This is a genomic window from Rubellimicrobium arenae, from assembly GCF_017916275.1.
GTDB classification, from domain to species: domain Bacteria; phylum Pseudomonadota; class Alphaproteobacteria; order Rhodobacterales; family Rhodobacteraceae; genus Rubellimicrobium; species Rubellimicrobium arenae.
This window is the reverse complement of record NZ_JAFMST010000016.1, coordinates 1-17,725: the sequence shown is the minus strand read 5'-3', so window position 1 is coordinate 17,725 and position 17,725 is coordinate 1. Positions and strand designations below refer to the sequence as shown.

The window sequence follows — 17,725 nt, the reverse complement described above, 5'->3', positions numbered from 1 at the left end:
GATGGGAACCCCTCCCGATGTCGCGATCTGGTTCCTGCTCGGCACCACACCCGTCCTGGCCTGGGCCGCTCTTTCGGACCTGAGCCGGCTGAAGATCCCCAACCGCGCCGTCCTGATGCTGGCGGGCCTGTTCCTGATCGGCGGACTGATGCTCCTGCCCCTGCGCTCCTGGACCATCGAAGACTGGGGCACCCGCTGGCCCCAGCTGATCGTGGTCCTGCTTGTCGGCATGGCCCTCCATGGCGCAGGCCTGCTTGGGGCCGGTGACGCGAAGCTGGCCGCCGTGATCATGCCCTTCGTCGCGCCTCTGGATCTGGTCCTGTTCCTGCGCCTCTGCGCAGTGGTGTTCCTGCTCGCTTGGGGCCTTCATACCGCGGCCCGCTGGAGCCTTGGCCCGCGATTGGCCCCCGGTTGGGTCAGCTGGTCGTCGGGGCCACGCTTTCCCATGGGAATCGCCCTGGGTGGCGCCCTCATCAGCTATCTTCTGATGGCCGCGGCGGGCTGATGCCGCGCACCCTCCCCAATTCCGCCATACTGGACCACCATCTCTTGGTCACGATCGTCCACCAAGGTCGCTTGCCATGAACATCGCGGTCACGGCCTCGCCCGGCCCGCAGCCCGGCGCCACGTGCCTCCCGAAACGCGGCCCCCAGACCACGACGGGCCTGCTGATCGTCCCGACCTGGGCCGTGCCGGTCAGAGAGGTGGATCCAGCATCGTCCGGTCAAGGCATCGGTCGATCAGGCCGTCCAGGTGGACGCCTCGTGGACCGCAGTTCGGCCCGGGCCGCCTATCGGCTCTGCACGCAAGCCCCTGCCCGGACGAGGAGCCAGCTGGGGTTGCAATTTCCATTCAGGCGCAATGACCCATGACGGACAGCCCACACCCCGGAGCACGACCCGCCTTGCGCGAGCCGTTCGAACCGTCCGCCATGGCCAGGATCGTCAGCCCATCGAACCTCATCTCCGTCCTGATCGACGCCACGAGATCCCACGGAGGCGACCGGGGGATCGTCGCCCTGTTTCATGCCGCATTCCTGGGCCGTCCCAATGCATCGGATCTGCCAGACCTCGCGGAACGGCTCCTTGCTTCGGATTACATCGCGCATTGCAGCACGCCGGTGGAGCATGTGACGGCCCAGGGGCTGATCGCGTCCTGGCGTCGGCTGGGCGCAGCCGTGCCGGACCTCGGGATCGCGGTGGCCGAAATGCTGCAGGACGGCAACCGCTGGATCGTTCGGTCGTCCTTGACAGGGACGCCCATGGGTCGCTTCCTTGGGATCGAACCCACGGGGCGGAGCTTCTGCATCCAGGCCATCCATATTCACCGGCTTGAGGACGGCAGAATCGCCGAAAGCTGGCTTGTGGAGGATTGGTCCGGGGCGATGCGTCAACTCACGCGGGATTGAGGGGTGTCCGGCCGGGCTCGACGCTGCGCCCTACCCCAGGCCGGGCCGCCGCGCTATCTCCGGTCGCATGACCCTGCCTGCGCGCCTCGCTCCGTTCTTTGCCCGCCGGGGCTGGGCGCTGCACCGTCATCAGGCCGAGATGCTGGACCGGTCGGACGAACCGGCGCTTCTTCTCATCGCGCCCACCGGGGCGGGCAAGACGCTCTCGGGCTTCCTTCCGACCATCGCCGAGCTGGCCGAGGCTCCCCGGTCCGGCCTCCACACCCTCTATGTCTCCCCTCTCAAGGCGCTGGCGACCGACATCAAGCGCAACCTCCTCACGCCCGTTGAGGAACTGGGCCTGCCGATCCGGATCGAGGACCGCACCGGCGACACATCGCAGGCCGCCCGCAAGCGACAACGCGTGGACCCGCCCCACATCCTGCTCACAACACCCGAAAGCCTGGCGTTGCTGCTGTCCTATGAGGACGCCCCCAAGATCTTCGAAGGCCTGTCCCGCATCGTCGTGGACGAGATTCACGCCCTGGCCGAATCCAAGCGCGGAGACCAGTTGTTCCTGAGCCTGTCCCGGCTTGAAGCCATCGCTCCCGGCCTGCGTCGCGTCGGCCTTTCGGCCACCGTGGACAACCCGCAGGAGATCGCGCAACTCCTGGCCCGCAACCCCCAGCCCTGCGCCATCCTCCACGCCGACCCGGGCGAGGAGCCGGACCTGTCCATGCTCGACGCCGGACGTGCGCCGCCCTGGGCCGGGGGCGCGGCCCTCCACGCGATCCCGGCGGTGCTGGAGGAGGTCAAGCGGCACAAGACCACGCTGATCTTCCACAACACCCGCGCGCAGGCCGAGGTGTTCTTCCACAACCTCTGGCTCCAGAACGACGACGGCCTGCCCATCGCCATCCACCACGGGTCGCTCTCGCGCGAGCAGCGGCAGGCGGTGGAGGCGGCCATGTTGCGCGGCGACCTCAAGGCCATCGTCTGCACCGGCACGCTCGACCTCGGCATCGACTGGGGCGACGTGGACCTCGTGATCCAGATGGGCGGACCGAAATACGTCAAGCGACTCGTGCAGCGGATCGGGCGCGCCAATCACCGCGCGGGCGTGCCGTCCAAGGCAATCCTGGTGCCCGCCAACCGCTTCGAGGTGCTGGAATGCACCTGCGCCATCGCGGCCGCGCGCCTGGGCGACCTTGACGGCACCCCCCGTGGGCCGGGCCCGCTCGATGTCCTGTGTCAGCACATCCTGATCCGCGCCTGCGCCGGGCCCTTCGCGGCCGACGACCTTTACGCCGAGGTCCGCACGGTTGGGGGATATGCCAGCCTTTCCCGCGCGGCCTTTGACGACTGCCTGGAGTTCTGCGCCACGGGGGGTTACGCGCTGCGGGCCTATGACCGCTGGAAGCGGCTCATGCTGCGCGACGGGTTCTGGCAGTTGCGCGACCCGCGCGCGGCCAAGCGGATCCGCATGAACATCGGCACCATCGAGGACACGGGCAGCCTGAACGTCCGCCTCCGCTCGGGCGCGCATCTGGGCGAGATCGAGGAATACTTCGCCTCGACGCTCACTCCGGGGGACACCTTCCTGATCGGCGGTCAGGTCGTCCGTTTCGAATCCCTGCGCGAGATGACGGTCGAGGTCACGCGCCGCCGCGACGCCAACCCCCGCGTGGCGAGCTTCGGCGGCGGCAAGTTCCCGACCTCGGTCGCCCTGACCCACCGGATCCTGGATCTTCTCCAGCAGTCGGATTGGCCCGAGCTGCCCCGCCACACGGCCGAATGGCTGAACCTCCAGCGACGATTCTCCAAGCTGCCCGAGGCCGACCGCATGCTGGTCGAGACCTTCGAGGCCGAGGAGCGCTGGCACGCTGCCTTCTGGGGCTTCGCGGGCTGGAACGCGCACCAGACCCTCGGGCTGCTGCTGACCCATCGGATGGAGCAGCGCGGGCTCGATCCGCTGGGCTTCGTCGCCACCGACTACGCCCTTCTCATCACCGGCCTGCGCGAGGTCGAGGACCCGGCAAGCCTCCTCGATCCCCGCGACATCCGCGAGGGGTTCGAGACTTGGCTCCAGGGCAACGCCGTGATGAAGCGCACCTTCCGGGGCGTGGCGACCATCGCCGGCCTGATCGAGAAGAACCTGCCCGGGCAGCGCAAGACCGGGCGGCAGGCGACATTCTCCACCGACATCCTCTACGACACGCTGGTCAAGTACGACCCCGACCACCTGCTGCTGCGGGTCACGCGCGAACAGGCGCAGCACGGCCTCGTGGACTTCGGCCGGATCGAGGAGATGCTGTCCCGCATCCAGGGCCGGGTGGACCATGTGCGGGCGAAGCGCGTGACCCCTCTGGCCGCCCCCCTTCTCCTGGAGCGTGGACGCGTTCCCGTCGCGGGGGCGGCGCGCGAACGGCTCATGGCCGAACAGGCGGCCCGGCTGCTGGAGGAGGCCGGGATCGAGGCCCTGTGACGTCGGACCCCTTGCCGGACCCGACATGCTGGTTCAGAGAACAGGTCATGAACGGCATGTCCTATTCCTTTGCGCTGAACGGCACGCATTGCCTGGCGCTCCCCTCTGGGGCGCTGTTCGTGCCGTCCGAAAACCTGCTCTGCGTCTCCGATCTCCACATGGCCAAGTCCGAGCGGGTCGCGCGGCGGCGCGGGCTCATGCTGCCACCCTACGAGACTCGCGCCACGCTCGACCGGCTTGCGCAGGACATCGAGGCCGCCAAGCCCACCTGCGTCGTCGCGCTGGGGGACTCCTTTGACGACCTCGCCGCAAGCGAGGCGTTGGACCCCGAGGACCGCGCGCGGCTGATCGCGCTTCAGGACGGTCGGCGCTGGGTGTGGATCGAGGGCAACCATGACGCCGGGCCGAATGACCATGGAGGCGAGGGCTGCCACAGCCTCTCGGCCGGGGGGCTCACCTTCCGGCACATCGCTGACGCGGCTTCCGAGCCGGGGGAAGTGTCGGGGCATTATCATCCGAAATACGGCCTTCCCGGCTTTGCCGAACGCCGCCGCTGCTTCGTGGTGGATGGCCGTCGTCTGATCCTTCCAGCCTATGGCACCTACACCGGCGGGCTGGACGCGCGCGAGCCTGTGCTGCGCCACCTGTTCGCCGACAAGGCCCTAGCCGTCCTGACCGGCGCCCGGGCGATGCCCGTCCCTCTCCCGCCGGCGCGGGAACACTCCCGCCGCGCCTGACCGGCCAAACCACCCCCTTGACAACAGGACAGGTCGGCCGGGATCAGCCGATCCCGTCAACGCATCCAGCGATCCACGACCAAGCCCTTTACATAAAATAGAACTTATATAAGATTGGCTGCATGGAGGGATTCCCATGGCTCTGATCGACCAGACTCTCCTGGCGCTTGCAGACCCGACCCGCCGGGCCATCCTGGCGCGGCTCGCGCAGGGCGAAGCGACCGTCATGGAACTGGCCGCTCCCTTCCGGATGACCCAGCCGGCCATCTCCCATCACTTGAAGGTCTTGGAAAAGGCCGGACTGATCGCTCGGAGCCGCGAGGGCACCCGTCGTCCCTGCCGCCTCACGCCTGTCGGACTTGCCCCCCTCGACGCCTGGCTCTCCGATCTGCGCGCCAACCTTGAACGCAGCTTCGCCCGCCTCGACGACCTTCTCGCCGAAGGCGACCCCCCCGAGGAGACCTGACCATGCCCCTGAACGTCGAACGAACCTCTCCCACCACGCTTGTCGTGACCCGGCCCTTTGCCGCGCCGCTCCAGCGCGTCTGGGATGCCCATATCCGCCCCGATCTCCTGCGGCGCTGGATGAACGGCTACGAGGGTTGGATGCTGTCGACCTGCGAGGTCGACGCCCGACCCGGCGGCGCGATCCGCTATGAGTGGAGCAATCCGGCCATGGGCGGAGGCTTCCACCTCACCGGCCATTTCGAGATCGTGGAACCGCCCGCGCAGGGCCGTGCCCGCACGGTCCATGTGGAGGTGATGCACCTGCCCGACCCGACGCCGCCCAACACCGTCGAGACGCGCTTCGACGCCACCGAGGGCGGCACCCTCCTCACCATGACCATGCAGGTGGACGACCCGGCCTCGATGGAGGCGATGATCGCCACGGGCATGACCGACGGGATGGAATGGAGCTACGCCCAGCTCGATGCGCTGGAGGCCGAAGCGGCCTGAGCGAGGGCCCGGAACGCAGACGGGCGAGCCAGCGGCCCGCCCGTCCGAAGGGTCGAGGTGGGTCCGGTCAGACCGTCAGGCCCTCGGGCTCGGACAGGCCGTTCGCCCGGCAGCAGGCGGTCACGGTGTTCGCCAGAAGGCAGGCGATGGTCATGGGACCCACGCCGCCCGGCACCGGGGTGATCGCGCCCGCGACCGCGGCGGCCGAGGCGTAGTCCACGTCGCCCACCAGCACGTCCTTGCCGTTCGGGCCCGCCGTGCGGTTGATGCCGACGTCGATCACCGTCGCGCCCGGCTTGATCCAGTCGCCCTTGACCATCTCGGGCCGGCCCACGGCGGCCACCACGATGTCGGCGCGGCGGACGACGCCCGGCAGGTCCTTGGTCTTGCTGTGCGCGATGGTCACCGTCGCGCTGTCGCCCAGCAGCAGCTGCGCCATCGGCTTGCCGACGATGTTCGACCGCCCGATCACCACGGCGTCCATCCCGGCCAGCGACCCGTGCAGGTCGCGCAGCAGGAGAAGGCAGCCCAGCGGCGTGCAGGGCACCATCGCCTTTTGCCCCGTTCCCAGCAGCCCCACGTTCGAGATGTGGAACCCGTCCACGTCCTTCTCGGGCGCGATGGAGTTGATCACGAGGTCGCTGTTCAGGTGCCTGGGCAGCGGCAGCTGCACAAGGATGCCGTGAACGGCCGGGTCCTCGTTCAGCTGCCGGACCAACGCCAGCAGCTCCTCCTCGGAGGTGTCGGCGGACAGCTTGTGCTCGTAGCTGTTCATGCCAGCCTCAAGGGTCTGCTTGCCCTTGGAGCGGACATAGACGGAGGACGCCGGGTCCTCGCCCACCAGCACCACGGCCAGGCCGGGGGTAATGCCGTGGTCGGCCTTGAGCCGGGCCACATGCTCGGCCACCCGGCCGCGGATCTTGGCCGCGAAGGCCTTGCCGTCGATCACCTGAGCCGTCATCGCTCCATCCTTCGTCGCGGTCGCCTGAGCCGTCATCTCGTCTCCTCGTGTCCCCATTCGGGGCCAAGAACCCCTTCCTCGCGGGCGATCGACCAGTCGATCAGGCGCCGCCACAGCTTCTCGATCAGGTCAGGCGGCAGGCCATGGACGTCGGCCTCGCGGCGCACGTTGGCCACCACCTCCTCCACGCGCGGGGTGATCCGCGCGGGCATCTTGAGCGGTCCCTTGATCTGCGCGGCCCGGTCGATATAGGCCGTCCGCTCCGCGAAGAGCGCCACGAGCTCCCGGTCCACCCGGTCGATCTCGGCCCGGATGTCGGCCATGGTCGTGCAGTCGTTCGGTCGCTTCATCTTGGGTCCCTCCGGCTCGGGCCTCATAGGAGGTCCCGAGCCGGAAAGGTCAACGGCCTTAGAACAGGCCCTCGATCTGACCGGCCTCGTTGAGGCGGATCACTTCGGCGCTGGGCACCTTGGGCAGGCCCGGCATGGTCATGATCTCACCGCAGATGACCACGATGAAACCCGCCCCGGCCGACAGCCGCACTTCGCGCACCGGCACCGTGTGGCCCGTCGGCGCGCCGCGGACGTTCGGATCGGTGGTGAAGCTGTACTGCGTCTTGGCCATGCAGATCGGCAGGTGGCCGTAGCCCGCCGCCTCCCAGGCCTTGAGCTGGTCGCGGATCGACTTGTCGGCGATCACCTCGTCGGCGTGGTAGATGCGCTTGGCGATCGTCTCGACCTTCTGGAACAGCGGCATCTCCTCGGGGTAGAGCGGCGCGAAGTTGGCGCTGCCGCCTTCGGCGAGTTGCACGACCTTGCGGGCCAGATCCTCGATCCCGGCCGAGCCCTGGGCCCAGTGCTTGCACAGGATCGCCTCGGCGCCCTGCTCGGCCACATAGGCCTTCACGGCTTCGATCTCGGCGTCGGTGTCGCTGTAGAAGTGGTTGATGGCGACCACGACCGGCACGCCGAAGCCCTTCACGTTGGCGATGTGGCGGCCGAGGTTCGGGCAGCCCTTGCGCACGGCGTCCACGTTCTCGGTGCCGAGGTCGGCCTTGGCGACGCCGCCGTTCATCTTCATGGCGCGCACGGTGGCCACGATCACGGCGGCCGAGGGCTTGAGCCCGGCCTTGCGGCACTTGATGTCGAAGAACTTCTCGGCGCCGAGGTCCGCGCCGAAGCCGGCTTCGGTCACGACGTACTCACCCAGCTTCAGCGCGGTGGTCGTCGCGATCACCGAATTGCAGCCGTGGGCGATGTTGGCGAAGGGGCCGCCGTGGACGAAGGCGGGGTTGTTCTCCAGCGTCTGCACGAGGTTCGGCTGGATCGCGTCCTTGAGGAGAACGGCCATCGCGCCGTCGGCCTTGATGTCGCGGCAGTAGACCGGGGTCTTGTCGCGGCGGTAGGCCACCACGATGTCGCCCAGGCGCTTTTCGAGGTCCTTGAGATCCTTGGCGAGGCAGAGGATCGCCATGACCTCGGAAGCCACGGTGATGTCAAAGCCGGTCTGGCGCGGGAAGCCGTTCGAGACGCCGCCCAGGCTCACGACCATGTCGCGCAGCGCGCGGTCGTTCATGTCCATGACGCGGCGCCAGACGATCCGGCGCTGGTCGATGTCGAGCGCGTTGCCCCAGTAGATGTGGTTGTCGATCATCGCCGACAGCAGGTTGTGCGCCGAGGTGATCGCGTGGAAGTCGCCGGTGAAGTGGAGGTTCATCTCCTCCATCGGGACGACCTGCGCATAGCCGCCGCCCGCCGCGCCACCCTTCATCCCGAAGTTCGGGCCGAGCGAGGCCTCGCGGATGCAGACGACCGCCTTCTTGCCGATGCGGTTCAGGCCGTCGCCCAGGCCCACGGTGGTCGTGGTCTTGCCTTCGCCGGCGGGCGTCGGGTTGATGGCGGTCACCAGGATCAGCTTGCCGTCGGGCCGCCCCTGGACCGAGTTGATGAAGTCCTGGCTCACCTTGGCCTTGTCGTGCCCGTAGGGCAGCAGGCTTTCGGACGGGATGCCCAGCTTGGCGCCGATCTCGAGGATCGGACGTTTCTTGGCTTCGCGGGCGATCTCGATGTCGGTCTTGTGGCTCACGGCTGTCCCCTTGGGTTGTGGGACACTCGTAGCGGAGCACGTGGGGGTGTCAGAATGGCGATTGCGACAGGTTATCCCGCCAAATCGTCGGACCCTTGGAAAAGAGGTTTCGCATCGGAAACTCCTGTCACCGGGTTTCCTGCACGCGGCCTTGCGGCTCCCACCCGCGCTGCGACGGAACGTGGAGCCGCACGCGCTCCCCAAGCCGCAGGATGCCTTCGCGCTCGACCCAGGCGGTGATTCCCCGCCGTCCCTTGGCCGCCGCGCGGAAAGCCTTGCCATGCCCGGGCCGGGCCAACTCGATGGTCTTGGCCGGCTCGACGCAGGGATGGTTCTCCATGTCGACGACCAGCGTGGCCCCACCTTCCCCCTGCAGGCGGCTGGAGGGCGGAACATGGGTGAAGTCGGGGATCCCGTCGATCACCACGGACGCCCCGAGCCATGCCGGGTCCACCGCCTCGAGTCCCAGTTCCGCGGCAATATGGGCGAGCTCCTCCGCCCCCACGAGGCTCACTTGCCGGGTGTTCCGGATCTCGGTTCCCTTCGGATACTGCATGGTGACGCGCGAGCAGGATGGCCGGGTCAGGCCCGCATGCACTTCACCGACGAAGCCGGCAAAGCCCAGGAGCATCTCGGTCAGGGGCTCGCCGTGGATGATGAGGTCGGGTCCCACGGGGCGCGCCACGCGGCCAAGCCACACCACGGTGCCATAATGGTCAGATGGGACAAGAGCGGGCATGAACGGTCTCCTTTCGGGCCGTGATGGCAGAACGGACAGGCGGCCTCAATCGCCCCGGGTCAGCACCAGGAACAGCCGGCGAAATGGAAACAGCACCGAACCGTCCGCCTCGGCCGGATAGGCGATCCGAAGCGAGTCGTCGTAGGCGTCCAGAAACTCCTGGAGTTCGCCTTCCCCCATCCGGGCCGCGAACGGGCGCAGGGCCGTGGACTGCGTGAAGGCCCGAACCGGATGCCCCTCCGGGACAGGGGACAACGGCTGAAGGTACTCGGTTTCCCAAAGATCCACCGCGCCCAAGGGGGAGAGCAGGCGGTGATAGGCGGCCGGGGGCGCGACCGGGGCGACGTAATTCGTGAACGAGAAGCGGTCGGGGAACATGCCCTCGGCGAGATCGCGCAGCAACCGGTGGGAGGGCGCGTCGAACTGCCGGGGCATCTGCACCGCGAGCACGCCCCCCGGAGCAAGACATTGGGCCAGACGCGGGAAGAGCATCTCGTGATGCGACAGCCAGTGCAGCGCGGCGTTGGAAAAGACGACGGCGGGCGGCTCTTCAGGCGTCCAATGGGCGATGTCGACAAGCCGGGTCGCATCGTAGCCGGTGGCATGGCCCAGCATCTCGGGCGACGAATCCACGCCCAGGATGCGATGGCCCGGGAAACGCGCCCGGAGCGGCCCCGCCACGGCGCCGTCGCCGCAGCCCAGGTCGACGACGCAGCCGTCCGGAACCTCGCCGACCTGCAGAAGCAGATCCAGCGCCGGGCGCAAGCGCAGACCCCGGAACCGTCGATAGGTCCCGGGGTCCCAATCCATGTGCCGATCCGTCACGCCCTCAGGCCGTCGGTTCGGGCTCGGGCTCCCCGCGCGGGGGACGCGGGCGCGGCGTCTTCGGGATCGCGGTCACCGAAGCCCCGCCCGACGAGGAGGGCGGCGGAGAGGTGTCCTCGCCCCGGTTCAGCGGCTCGCCCGAGATGACGCGGGTGATCTCGGACCCGGTCAGCGTCTCGTACTCCAGGAGACCCTGCGCCAGGCGCTCAAGATCCTCGCGCTTCTCGGTCAGGATCCGCTTGGCCTCGGTGTAGCCCTCGTCGATGAGGCGGCGAACCTCCTCGTCGATGGCCTTCTGCGTTTCGGCCGAGTGGTTGGTGCCACCGTTGTAGGAGCCCAGATAGCTTTGCTGCTCGTTGGCATAGTCGATGTAGCCGATACGCTCCGACATGCCGAACTGCGTCACCATCGCCCGGGCGATCTTGGACACCTGCTGGATGTCCGAGGTCGCGCCCGAGGTCACCTGCTCCGGCCCGAAGACCAGTTCTTCGGCCACCCGGCCGCCCATCGCCATGGCGATCTTGGACCGGTACTTGGTGTAGCTGACCGAAAGCTGGTCCCGCTCGGGCAGCGACAGCACGAGGCCCAGGGCCCGGCCGCGCGGGATGATCGTCGCCTTGTGGATCGGGTCGTGCTGCGGGACGTTCAGGCCGACGATGGCATGCCCGGCTTCGTGGTAGGCGGTCAGCTTCTTCTCGTCCTCGGACATGACCATGGAACGGCGCTCGGCCCCCATCATCACCTTGTCCTTGGCGGATTCGAAGTCGACCATGGTCACGAAGCGACGGCCCACGCGGGCGGCCATCAGCGCGGCCTCGTTCACGAGGTTGGCGAGGTCGGCGCCCGAGAAGCCCGGCGTCCCGCGCGAGATGATGCGCAGGTCGACATCGGGGCCGAGCGGGACCTTGCGGGCGTGAACGCCCAGGATCTTCTCGCGGCCCTTGATATCGGGGTTCGGCACCTGGACCTGACGGTCGAAGCGGCCCGGACGCAGCAGCGCAGGGTCGAGCACGTCGGGACGGTTGGTCGCCGCGACGATGATGATGCCCTCGTTGGCCTCGAAGCCGTCCATCTCCACGAGGAGCTGGTTCAGCGTCTGCTCGCGCTCGTCGTTGCCGCCGCCGTAGCCGACGCCACGCGACCGGCCCACGGCGTCGATCTCGTCGATGAAGACGATGCAGGGCGCGTTCTTCTTGGCCTGCTCGAACATGTCGCGCACGCGGGAGGCACCCACGCCCACGAACATCTCCACGAAGTCGGAGCCAGAGATGGTGAAGAACGGCACGCCCGCCTCGCCCGCAATGGCGCGCGCCAGCAGCGTCTTGCCTGTGCCCGGAGGACCGACGAGCAGCGCGCCCTTGGGGATCTTGCCGCCCAGGCGCGAGAACTTCTGCGGGTTGCGCAGGAACTCGACGATCTCCTCGAGCTCCTCCTTGGCCTCGTCGATGCCCGCGACGTCGTCGAAGGTCACGCGGCCATGCTTCTCGGTCAGGAGCTTGGCGCGCGACTTTCCAAAGCCCATCGCGCCGCCGCGCCCGCCGCCCTGCATCCGGTTCATGAAGTAGATCCAGACACCGATCAGCAGGAGGAAGGGCAGGAGCGACAGGATGAACGCCGTGAACCCCGACTGCTGCTGCGACCGGGCCGACACCGGAACGCCCGCGTCCAGAAGGAGGTTGGTCACCTCGGCGTCAGGGGGCAGCACGGTGACGTACTCACGGCCGTCAGAGCCGCGGTACCGCACCTCCTCACCGTCGATGGTGGCCTGGGCCACGGTTCCGGACTGCACGGCGGCCACGAAGTCCGAATAGGAGCGGCCGTTCTGCGACATGGCCGTCTGACCGCCGCTGAATAGATTGAAGAGCGCCAGCACCAGAAGGAACAGGACGACCCAGAAGGCGATGTTGCGCGCGTTGCCCACTAACGGACTCCTCCAATGCGCAGGCCAAGACGTGCCTGCGCTGCGTTGTGCAAAGATAAGGGCTACGGGCGCGGGTTCAATGCGAAAGCCCGTCCGGGCACGGAGTCGAGAGCGGAATCGCGCGAGCACAATGCCGCAGGGACACGCTCCGGGTGTCCGCTTCGGGGTCAGGCACCTCGAACATGGTCCGGGAACGCCGGATCAAGCGCTGCTGTCCACCCCTGCGGCCACCCTGCCAGTGGCGCCGCGACCAGTCGTTCGCCCTGCCAGACGGCCGGCGTGGCCTGGAGCGCCTCGGGCCGGAGGCCGGATGGGACCCCGGATGGGCAGGCTCGCAGGCCCGCCAGGCCCAAGGCGCCGACCTGCAGCCCGTTCAGCCCATCGTCGTCGGGATCGTGGCCCGGCCCGGCCCGTCCGAGGAGCCAGCGTCCGTCCCAACGGACAGCCTGCGACGCCGCGCCCCCTGCCTGTGCCGAAACGTGCGGTGAAAGGGCCCGGGCCTCCCGCGTGATGCGGACCCAGTCGCCCTGTCGCAGCATTCGGCATCCGGCCAGAGTCGCAGCGCGGCCGTCCACGACCGCCCGCGCGAGGCGGAGCAGCGCGTCGTGCCGGGGACGGTAGCTGTTATTGCCCACCCAACCGAGGGCAGCCGCCAGGAGGCGTCCGGCCACGTCCTGATCTTCCGCTTCCGCGAGGAGCCGCACCGGAAGCTTGAGGTCGGCCCCTTCGACCTGCGCAGCCTCCCGCGCGACCTCCTGGGCGCGGATCTGCAAGGACGCCTGCGCCCTCCGCATGTGGTCCGCCGTTCGGATCAGACGGGTGCGCGTAAGTCCAAGCGCCTCGAGGCTGTCCAGCATCCGGCGGGCCCGCACCCGGTCGAAGCGTGCGTCCTCGTTGGACGGATCCTCGATCCATCCAAGGTTTCGCACGCGAAGCCAGTCCCGCAATGTCGCGCGCGACAGCCGCAGTAAGGGTCTCGCCCACCAGCCCGGAGGTGCCTGCACGATTTCGCGCATGCCGGCCAGGCCATCGACGCCCGAGCCTCGGGCCAGACGGAGCAACACCGTTTCGGCCTGATCGTCTGCGGTGTGGCCCAAAAGGACGTGACGGATTCCGAGCCCGGCAGCCCAATCGGCGATCAGCTCCCGCCGGGCACGGCGGGCGCGGTCCTGGAGGTTGCCGCGACCATCCCAGCCGCTCCACCTCAGGGTCGCATGGGGGACAGCAAGGGATGCGCAGACACGGGCGACCTCCGCTGCCTCCTGGGTGGCAGCCGTCCGCAGGCCATGGTCCACCGTCACGGCCGAGAGGGGGCTGGCGTGCCCTCGGGCCCACTTGGCCGCGACATGGAGGAGCGCCATGCTGTCCCCCCCGCCCGAGACCGCAACCGCCAGCGGTGCGCCAGGGGCCCGGTCCGGCAGGCGCGCCATCGAGGAGGCCAGCGCCTCCTCGGGGGTCATTGGCATCGAAGCGACTGCATCTCCCGCTGGGCGTCCGCAATCAGGGGAGACCCTGGGAAGCGTGTTCCGATCTCGGCCAGGGTCACGCAGGCGTCGGGCACCTGGCCCAGCTGCCCGAGGTTCTTGCCCAGGCCCAGCAATGCGTCGGCGGCGAACTCACCGTCCGGATCGGTCGAGAAGCTGTCGAGATAGGCCCGTGCGGCGTTGGACGGATCGCCCAGGCCATCCAGCGCGGCCCCGCGCCCCAGTTGCGCCCGTGCCATCAGGGGGCTGCCCGGGTAGGCCGCGACAAAGGACGTAAAGAGGTCAGCGGCGCCGCGAAAGTCACTGGAGGCGAGCGCCCCCTCCGCCCGCTCGAAGTCGGCCTGTTCGTTGACGGCCAGGTCCGGGCCGTTGCCAGTGCTTGTGCTTGGGGCCGGTGCCTCGGGGGTCGCGGGCACGACCGTCGTGCTCTCGGTCCCGCCCAGCGTCGGCGTCGTGCCGAGTTGCGACACGTCGCAGCCTTCCTCGATCTCGCAGACGCGGAATTCGAGGTCGCCAAGCCGGTTCGTGCCGTCGGTGGCGATGCGGTTGATGCGGAACTCCAGTTCCTCGGTGCGCGAGGTCAGGCGCTGGAGCTCGGATTCGATGGCGTTGAGCCGTTCGAGCGGCGTGTTGCCCGCCACCCCCTGCGTCAGCTGGCCGGAGGTGGTGAGCTCGCCGCGCAGTCCCTCGATCTGCTGGGACAGCGAGGCGATCTGCGTGCGGATGTCCGCAAGCGTCTGCGGGTCGGCGGCCTGCCCCCACGCAAGGCCGGGCCAGACCGCGGCGAGGAGGAGTGCCGCGCGCCGCATCAGCTGAGGCTGCCCGCCGAGATGACGGTCACGGCACGACGGTTCTGCGTGTAGCAGCTCTCGTCCGAGCAGACGGCCACGGGGCGTTCCTTGCCGTAGGAGATGGTGCGCAGGCGGGTGCCCGGCACCCCGCGGGAGATCAGGTATTCCCGCACCGCGTTGGCACGGCGGGCGCCGAGCGCGATATTGTATTCGCGGGTGCCCTGTTCGTCGGCGTGGCCTTCGATGACGGCCAGATAGGACGCGTTCGACAGAAGCCATTGGGCCTGCCCGTCCAGGACCTGGATCGCTTGCGGGGACAGCGTGGACTGGTCCACGGAGAAGAACACCCGATCACCGATAGCCTGGCTGAAGTAGGCGGGCGAGGTCGGATCCCCTGCGTTGCCAAGAGCCCCCGTGCCCACGCCGGGCAGCCCCGCCCCCGGCAGGCCCGCAGCCCCGCCAGGTCCACCAGCCCCGCCGAGTCCACCGGCCCCGGCCGCGCCACCGCCGAACCGGTCGGGCCGCGTGCAGGCCGACAGCCCCACCGACGCGACGACCAGCGCCGCCACAAACCATCTCGTCATCGGATCGTCCCCTTTTCCCCTAATCTACAGGTGGACGGCACGGTTGGAAAGCGCGCCGCCCCGACAGGTCGCGCCCGGGATCCGGGTGCCGGTTCCCTGGGCATCATGCTTACGGTTGCAGCGGTCCCCAGGAGGGGTCGGATGCCATCCCGCCGGTCGGCACCTGCTTGAGGTTCCGGCCCGAGACATCCACCGAATACACTGTCGGCGCACCTTCGGCGCCTTGCGTTTCACGGGTGAACATCAAGACCCGGCCGTTCGGCGCCCAGGTGGGACCTTCGTCGAGGAAGCTTGCCGTCAGGAGACGCTCCTCGCTGCCGTCGGTCCGCATCACGCCGATGTAGAAGCGGCCGCCGCCCTGCTTGGTGAAGGCGATCAGGTCGCCCCGCGGCGACCAGACCGGCGTGGAGTAACGCCCGTCGCCAAAGGAGATCCGGACCGGCTCGCCGCCGCCCGCGCTCATGACGTAAAGTTGCTGCGTGCCCGAGCGGTCGGACTCGAAGACGATCTTGCTGCCGTCCGGGCTGAACGAAGGCGCCGTCTCGATCGAAGGAGCCGAGGTCAGCCGGCTCGAGGAGCCCGACCCCAGGTCGGTCATGTAGATGTCGGTGTTCCCGCCGTTCGTGAGCGAGTAGATGACCCGCCGCCCGTCCGGCGAGAAGCGGGGCGAAAAGGTCATCTCGCCCGCCTCGGTCGGGATGCGCTGCTCGCGCACGGACGCGACATCCAGCAGATAGATGGCCGGCACACCCGATTCGTAGGAGGTGTAGAGGACCCTGCTGCCGTCCGGCGAGAAACGCGGCGCAAAGAGGAGGCCCGACTGGGTCAGGTACTGAACGCCGGCCCCATCGTAGTCCATGATGGCAAGGCGCTTGGCCCGGGCGTCCTTGGGTCCGGACTCCGACACGAACACGACGCGGCTGTCGAAGTAGCCGCCCTCGCCCGTGATGCGCGAATAGACGGCGTCCGCCACCTTGTGGCCCATCCGACGCCAGCCCGCCACCGTGCCCGCGAATTGCAGCCCCTCGCCCAGTTCGGCGCCGGAGAAGACGTCGTAAAGCCGGAACTTGACGGTAAGGTTGTTCCCCGACACCGCCACGGCTCCGGTGATCAGCGCCTGCGCGTTGATCGCCGTCCAGTCCGAGTAGGTCGGCGCGGTCCCGAACGGCAGGCTCGGGTTGATGAACGCGCTGGACGGGATTTCCCGGAACAGGCCCGTCCCGACCAGATCGGCCGACACGACCGAGGCGATGTCGCGCGACACGCCCTCGGCCCCGCCGGTCTCGACGGTGAAGGCAGGAACCGCGAAGGGGATGGGCTCGATCACGCCCTCGGTGATCGTGATTGAAAGCGGCCCTTGCTGCGCGTGAACAGGATGGGCCAGGGCCAGGGCCGCGATGAGCGCCGCCCAAAGGGCCAGGATGATTCGGTTCATGGGACGATCCTCGTCTCGGGGGCGGGGAGGCACGGATCTGCCGAAGCAGGCCGCGCACGGGCTCGAAGGTCGTATCGGGGTCGGCGGCGCATCAGCGGATCGACATCTGCGTGGGATCGAATGTCATCTCGACCATCCGCCACTGTTCGTACTTCTCGGCCGGGAGAGGGAAGCCCTCGCCCTGGCAGCGCAGGATAGCACGGCGCGCAGCCTCGTAAGCGCTGTTCGCCGCCTCGGCACTCTCGGCGTTGTGGGTGAGGAGGTCGATCCCGCCGACCACCCGCCCGTCACGGCCCAGCTGGAACGCCACGGTCACGGCCGCACGGCCGGCCTGGCTGCCCGGGTCCACCACCCAGCATTGCTGCACCGCCATGCGGAACGCATCCTGCTCGGCCCCGGTCATGGGCGGGCCAGGGTCGGCGGCAGCCTCGGCTCCGGTGCTTTCAGAGGCTTCGGCCAAGGCGGCGGCGATATCGTCGGCCACTTCGTCCGACGCTGCTTCCGCCGTGGCCGGCTCGTCCGACGGCTCCTCGGCAGCCGCCTCCTCGGTCACGTCCGTTTCGTCGGACGGGGCTTGCTCTTCCGCATCGGCGACCGGCTCCTCGGCCTCTTGGTCCGCCTCGGCGGGCTCTTCGGCCGGCGCGGCCTCGGCCACGTCGGTCTCCTCGGGTTCGGCCTGGGGCGCCGGGCGGCTCGGCCGCGAGGGAGGACGAACCGAAACCTGCTCGACGGCGCCCGAGGGCTCCTCGGCTTCGGTCACGATCTCGGGCGCCGCCTCCTCCGGGGCCGTGGCCTCCTCGGGCTCCTGCTCGGGCACGGGCTCGGGCTCCGCCTCCGGGGTCGGTTCGGCAGCGGCCTGCACCTCAGGCGCGACCTCGGCCTCCGGTGGAGGTGGCGGGGCAGCCTCTGGGGCCACGCGGGGCGCAGGACGTGGGATTGGCCGAAGGGCGGCTGACAACTCGGCCGAGGGCGGAGGCGCGGGCGGCGCTTCCGGTGCCGGGCTGGGCTCGGGGGCGGGTGCCGAGTCCTGCACCTCGGCCGGGGGCGGCGGAGGTTCGGGCGACGGCGCGGGCTCGGCTTCCTGGGCTGGCGGCTCCGGTGCGGGCTCGGGCTCAGGCGGACGGACTTCGGGACGCACCTCGGGCTCGGGCGCCTTGGGGGCGGTCTCGGCCTCGGCCGGGGGCTCGGGAGCTTCGGCGGCTTCCGTGCCAGCCTGCGGCGAAGTCCGCCGCACGAGGGCGGCATATTCCTCCCCCGAGACGGCGGTGACGGGGGTGAGCTGGAAGTCGAGGGGGGGGCTGTCGAGGCCCCAGCCCAGCAGGAGCCACGCGATC

17 protein-coding genes are annotated in these 17,725 nt (G+C 69.1%); 6 read left to right on the top strand and 11 right to left on the bottom strand.

Annotated elements, in window-relative coordinates:
- The first annotated feature begins 1 nt into the window (after window position 1).
- The 6 genes from J3P31_RS19475 to J3P31_RS19450 all read left to right on the top strand — a co-directional run bounded on the left by J3P31_RS19475 (window position 2) and on the right by J3P31_RS19450 (window position 5,566).
- The gene (locus J3P31_RS19475; RefSeq protein ID WP_210530191.1) at window positions 2–505 is read left to right on the top strand and encodes a prepilin peptidase; all 504 of its coding nucleotides are present in this window, start codon (window positions 2–4) and stop codon (window positions 503–505) included.
- A gap of 363 nt (window positions 506–868) precedes the next feature.
- Window positions 869–1,408 carry an ester cyclase gene (locus tag J3P31_RS19470; RefSeq protein ID WP_210530190.1) on the top strand — a complete coding sequence of 180 codons (540 nt, stop codon included), beginning with the start codon at window positions 869–871 and terminating at the stop codon, window positions 1,406–1,408.
- A 67-nt stretch (window positions 1,409–1,475) separates the two neighbouring features.
- On the top strand, window positions 1,476–3,872 hold the full coding sequence (locus tag J3P31_RS19465) for a ligase-associated DNA damage response DEXH box helicase (RefSeq protein ID WP_210530189.1): 2,397 nt from the start codon (window positions 1,476–1,478) through the stop codon (window positions 3,870–3,872).
- Window positions 3,873–3,919: 47 nt separating this feature from the next.
- A complete protein-coding gene (pdeM, locus tag J3P31_RS19460) occupies window positions 3,920–4,609 on the top strand; it encodes a ligase-associated DNA damage response endonuclease PdeM (protein WP_210530188.1) in 690 nt (229 codons plus the stop codon).
- 136 nt (window positions 4,610–4,745) lie between these two features.
- Entirely contained in the window at window positions 4,746–5,075 is a 330-nt protein-coding gene (locus tag J3P31_RS19455) for an ArsR/SmtB family transcription factor (protein WP_210530187.1), read from the top strand.
- A gap of 2 nt (window positions 5,076–5,077) precedes the next feature.
- Window positions 5,078–5,566: an SRPBCC domain-containing protein gene (locus J3P31_RS19450; RefSeq protein ID WP_210530186.1), complete on the top strand. Its 489-nt coding sequence runs from the start codon at window positions 5,078–5,080 to the stop codon at window positions 5,564–5,566.
- Window positions 5,567–5,633: 67 nt separating this feature from the next.
- Here the strand turns inward: J3P31_RS19450 and folD are convergent, their stop codons facing one another.
- The 11 genes from folD to tolA all read right to left on the bottom strand — a co-directional run bounded on the left by folD (window position 5,634) and on the right by tolA (window position 17,724).
- On the bottom strand, window positions 5,634–6,527 hold the full coding sequence (gene folD, locus J3P31_RS19445; protein WP_210530250.1) for a bifunctional methylenetetrahydrofolate dehydrogenase/methenyltetrahydrofolate cyclohydrolase FolD: 894 nt from the start codon (window positions 6,525–6,527) through the stop codon (window positions 5,634–5,636).
- A gap of 32 nt (window positions 6,528–6,559) precedes the next feature.
- Window positions 6,560–6,877, bottom strand: a complete 318-nt coding sequence (locus J3P31_RS19440; RefSeq protein WP_210530185.1) for a chorismate mutase — start codon at window positions 6,875–6,877, stop codon at window positions 6,560–6,562.
- A gap of 58 nt (window positions 6,878–6,935) precedes the next feature.
- Complete coding sequence (locus J3P31_RS19435; RefSeq protein ID WP_210530184.1) at window positions 6,936–8,612, bottom strand: formate--tetrahydrofolate ligase; 1,677 nt, start codon at window positions 8,610–8,612, stop codon at window positions 6,936–6,938.
- Between the two features lie 127 nt (window positions 8,613–8,739).
- Window positions 8,740–9,351: an MOSC domain-containing protein gene (locus tag J3P31_RS19430; RefSeq protein ID WP_210530183.1), complete on the bottom strand. Its 612-nt coding sequence runs from the start codon at window positions 9,349–9,351 to the stop codon at window positions 8,740–8,742.
- A 45-nt stretch (window positions 9,352–9,396) separates the two neighbouring features.
- Window positions 9,397–10,161, bottom strand: a complete 765-nt coding sequence (locus tag J3P31_RS19425; RefSeq protein WP_210530182.1) for a methyltransferase domain-containing protein — start codon at window positions 10,159–10,161, stop codon at window positions 9,397–9,399.
- A 19-nt stretch (window positions 10,162–10,180) separates the two neighbouring features.
- Window positions 10,181–12,097, bottom strand: coding sequence for an ATP-dependent zinc metalloprotease FtsH (gene ftsH / locus J3P31_RS19420; RefSeq protein ID WP_210530181.1), 1,917 nt, complete (start codon window positions 12,095–12,097; stop codon window positions 10,181–10,183).
- A gap of 167 nt (window positions 12,098–12,264) precedes the next feature.
- Entirely contained in the window at window positions 12,265–13,563 is a 1,299-nt protein-coding gene (gene tilS, locus J3P31_RS19415; RefSeq protein ID WP_246849691.1) for a tRNA lysidine(34) synthetase TilS, read from the bottom strand.
- On the bottom strand, window positions 13,554–14,390 hold the full coding sequence (locus tag J3P31_RS19410) for a tetratricopeptide repeat protein (RefSeq protein ID WP_210530180.1): 837 nt from the start codon (window positions 14,388–14,390) through the stop codon (window positions 13,554–13,556). Before J3P31_RS19410 ends, tilS begins: the two co-directional genes overlap by 10 nt.
- Window positions 14,390–14,956 (bottom strand): peptidoglycan-associated lipoprotein Pal, encoded by a 567-nt coding sequence (gene pal, locus J3P31_RS19405; RefSeq protein WP_210530179.1) that lies wholly within the window; start codon window positions 14,954–14,956, stop codon window positions 14,390–14,392. The genes J3P31_RS19410 and pal overlap by 1 nt, the downstream gene beginning before the upstream one ends.
- A 109-nt stretch (window positions 14,957–15,065) precedes the next feature.
- Window positions 15,066–16,391, bottom strand: coding sequence for a Tol-Pal system beta propeller repeat protein TolB (tolB, locus tag J3P31_RS19400; protein ID WP_210530178.1), 1,326 nt, complete (start codon window positions 16,389–16,391; stop codon window positions 15,066–15,068).
- Between the two features lie 91 nt (window positions 16,392–16,482).
- A complete protein-coding gene (gene tolA / locus J3P31_RS19395; protein WP_210530177.1) occupies window positions 16,483–17,724 on the bottom strand; it encodes a cell envelope integrity protein TolA in 1,242 nt (413 codons plus the stop codon).
- Window position 17,725 lies beyond the last annotated feature (1 nt).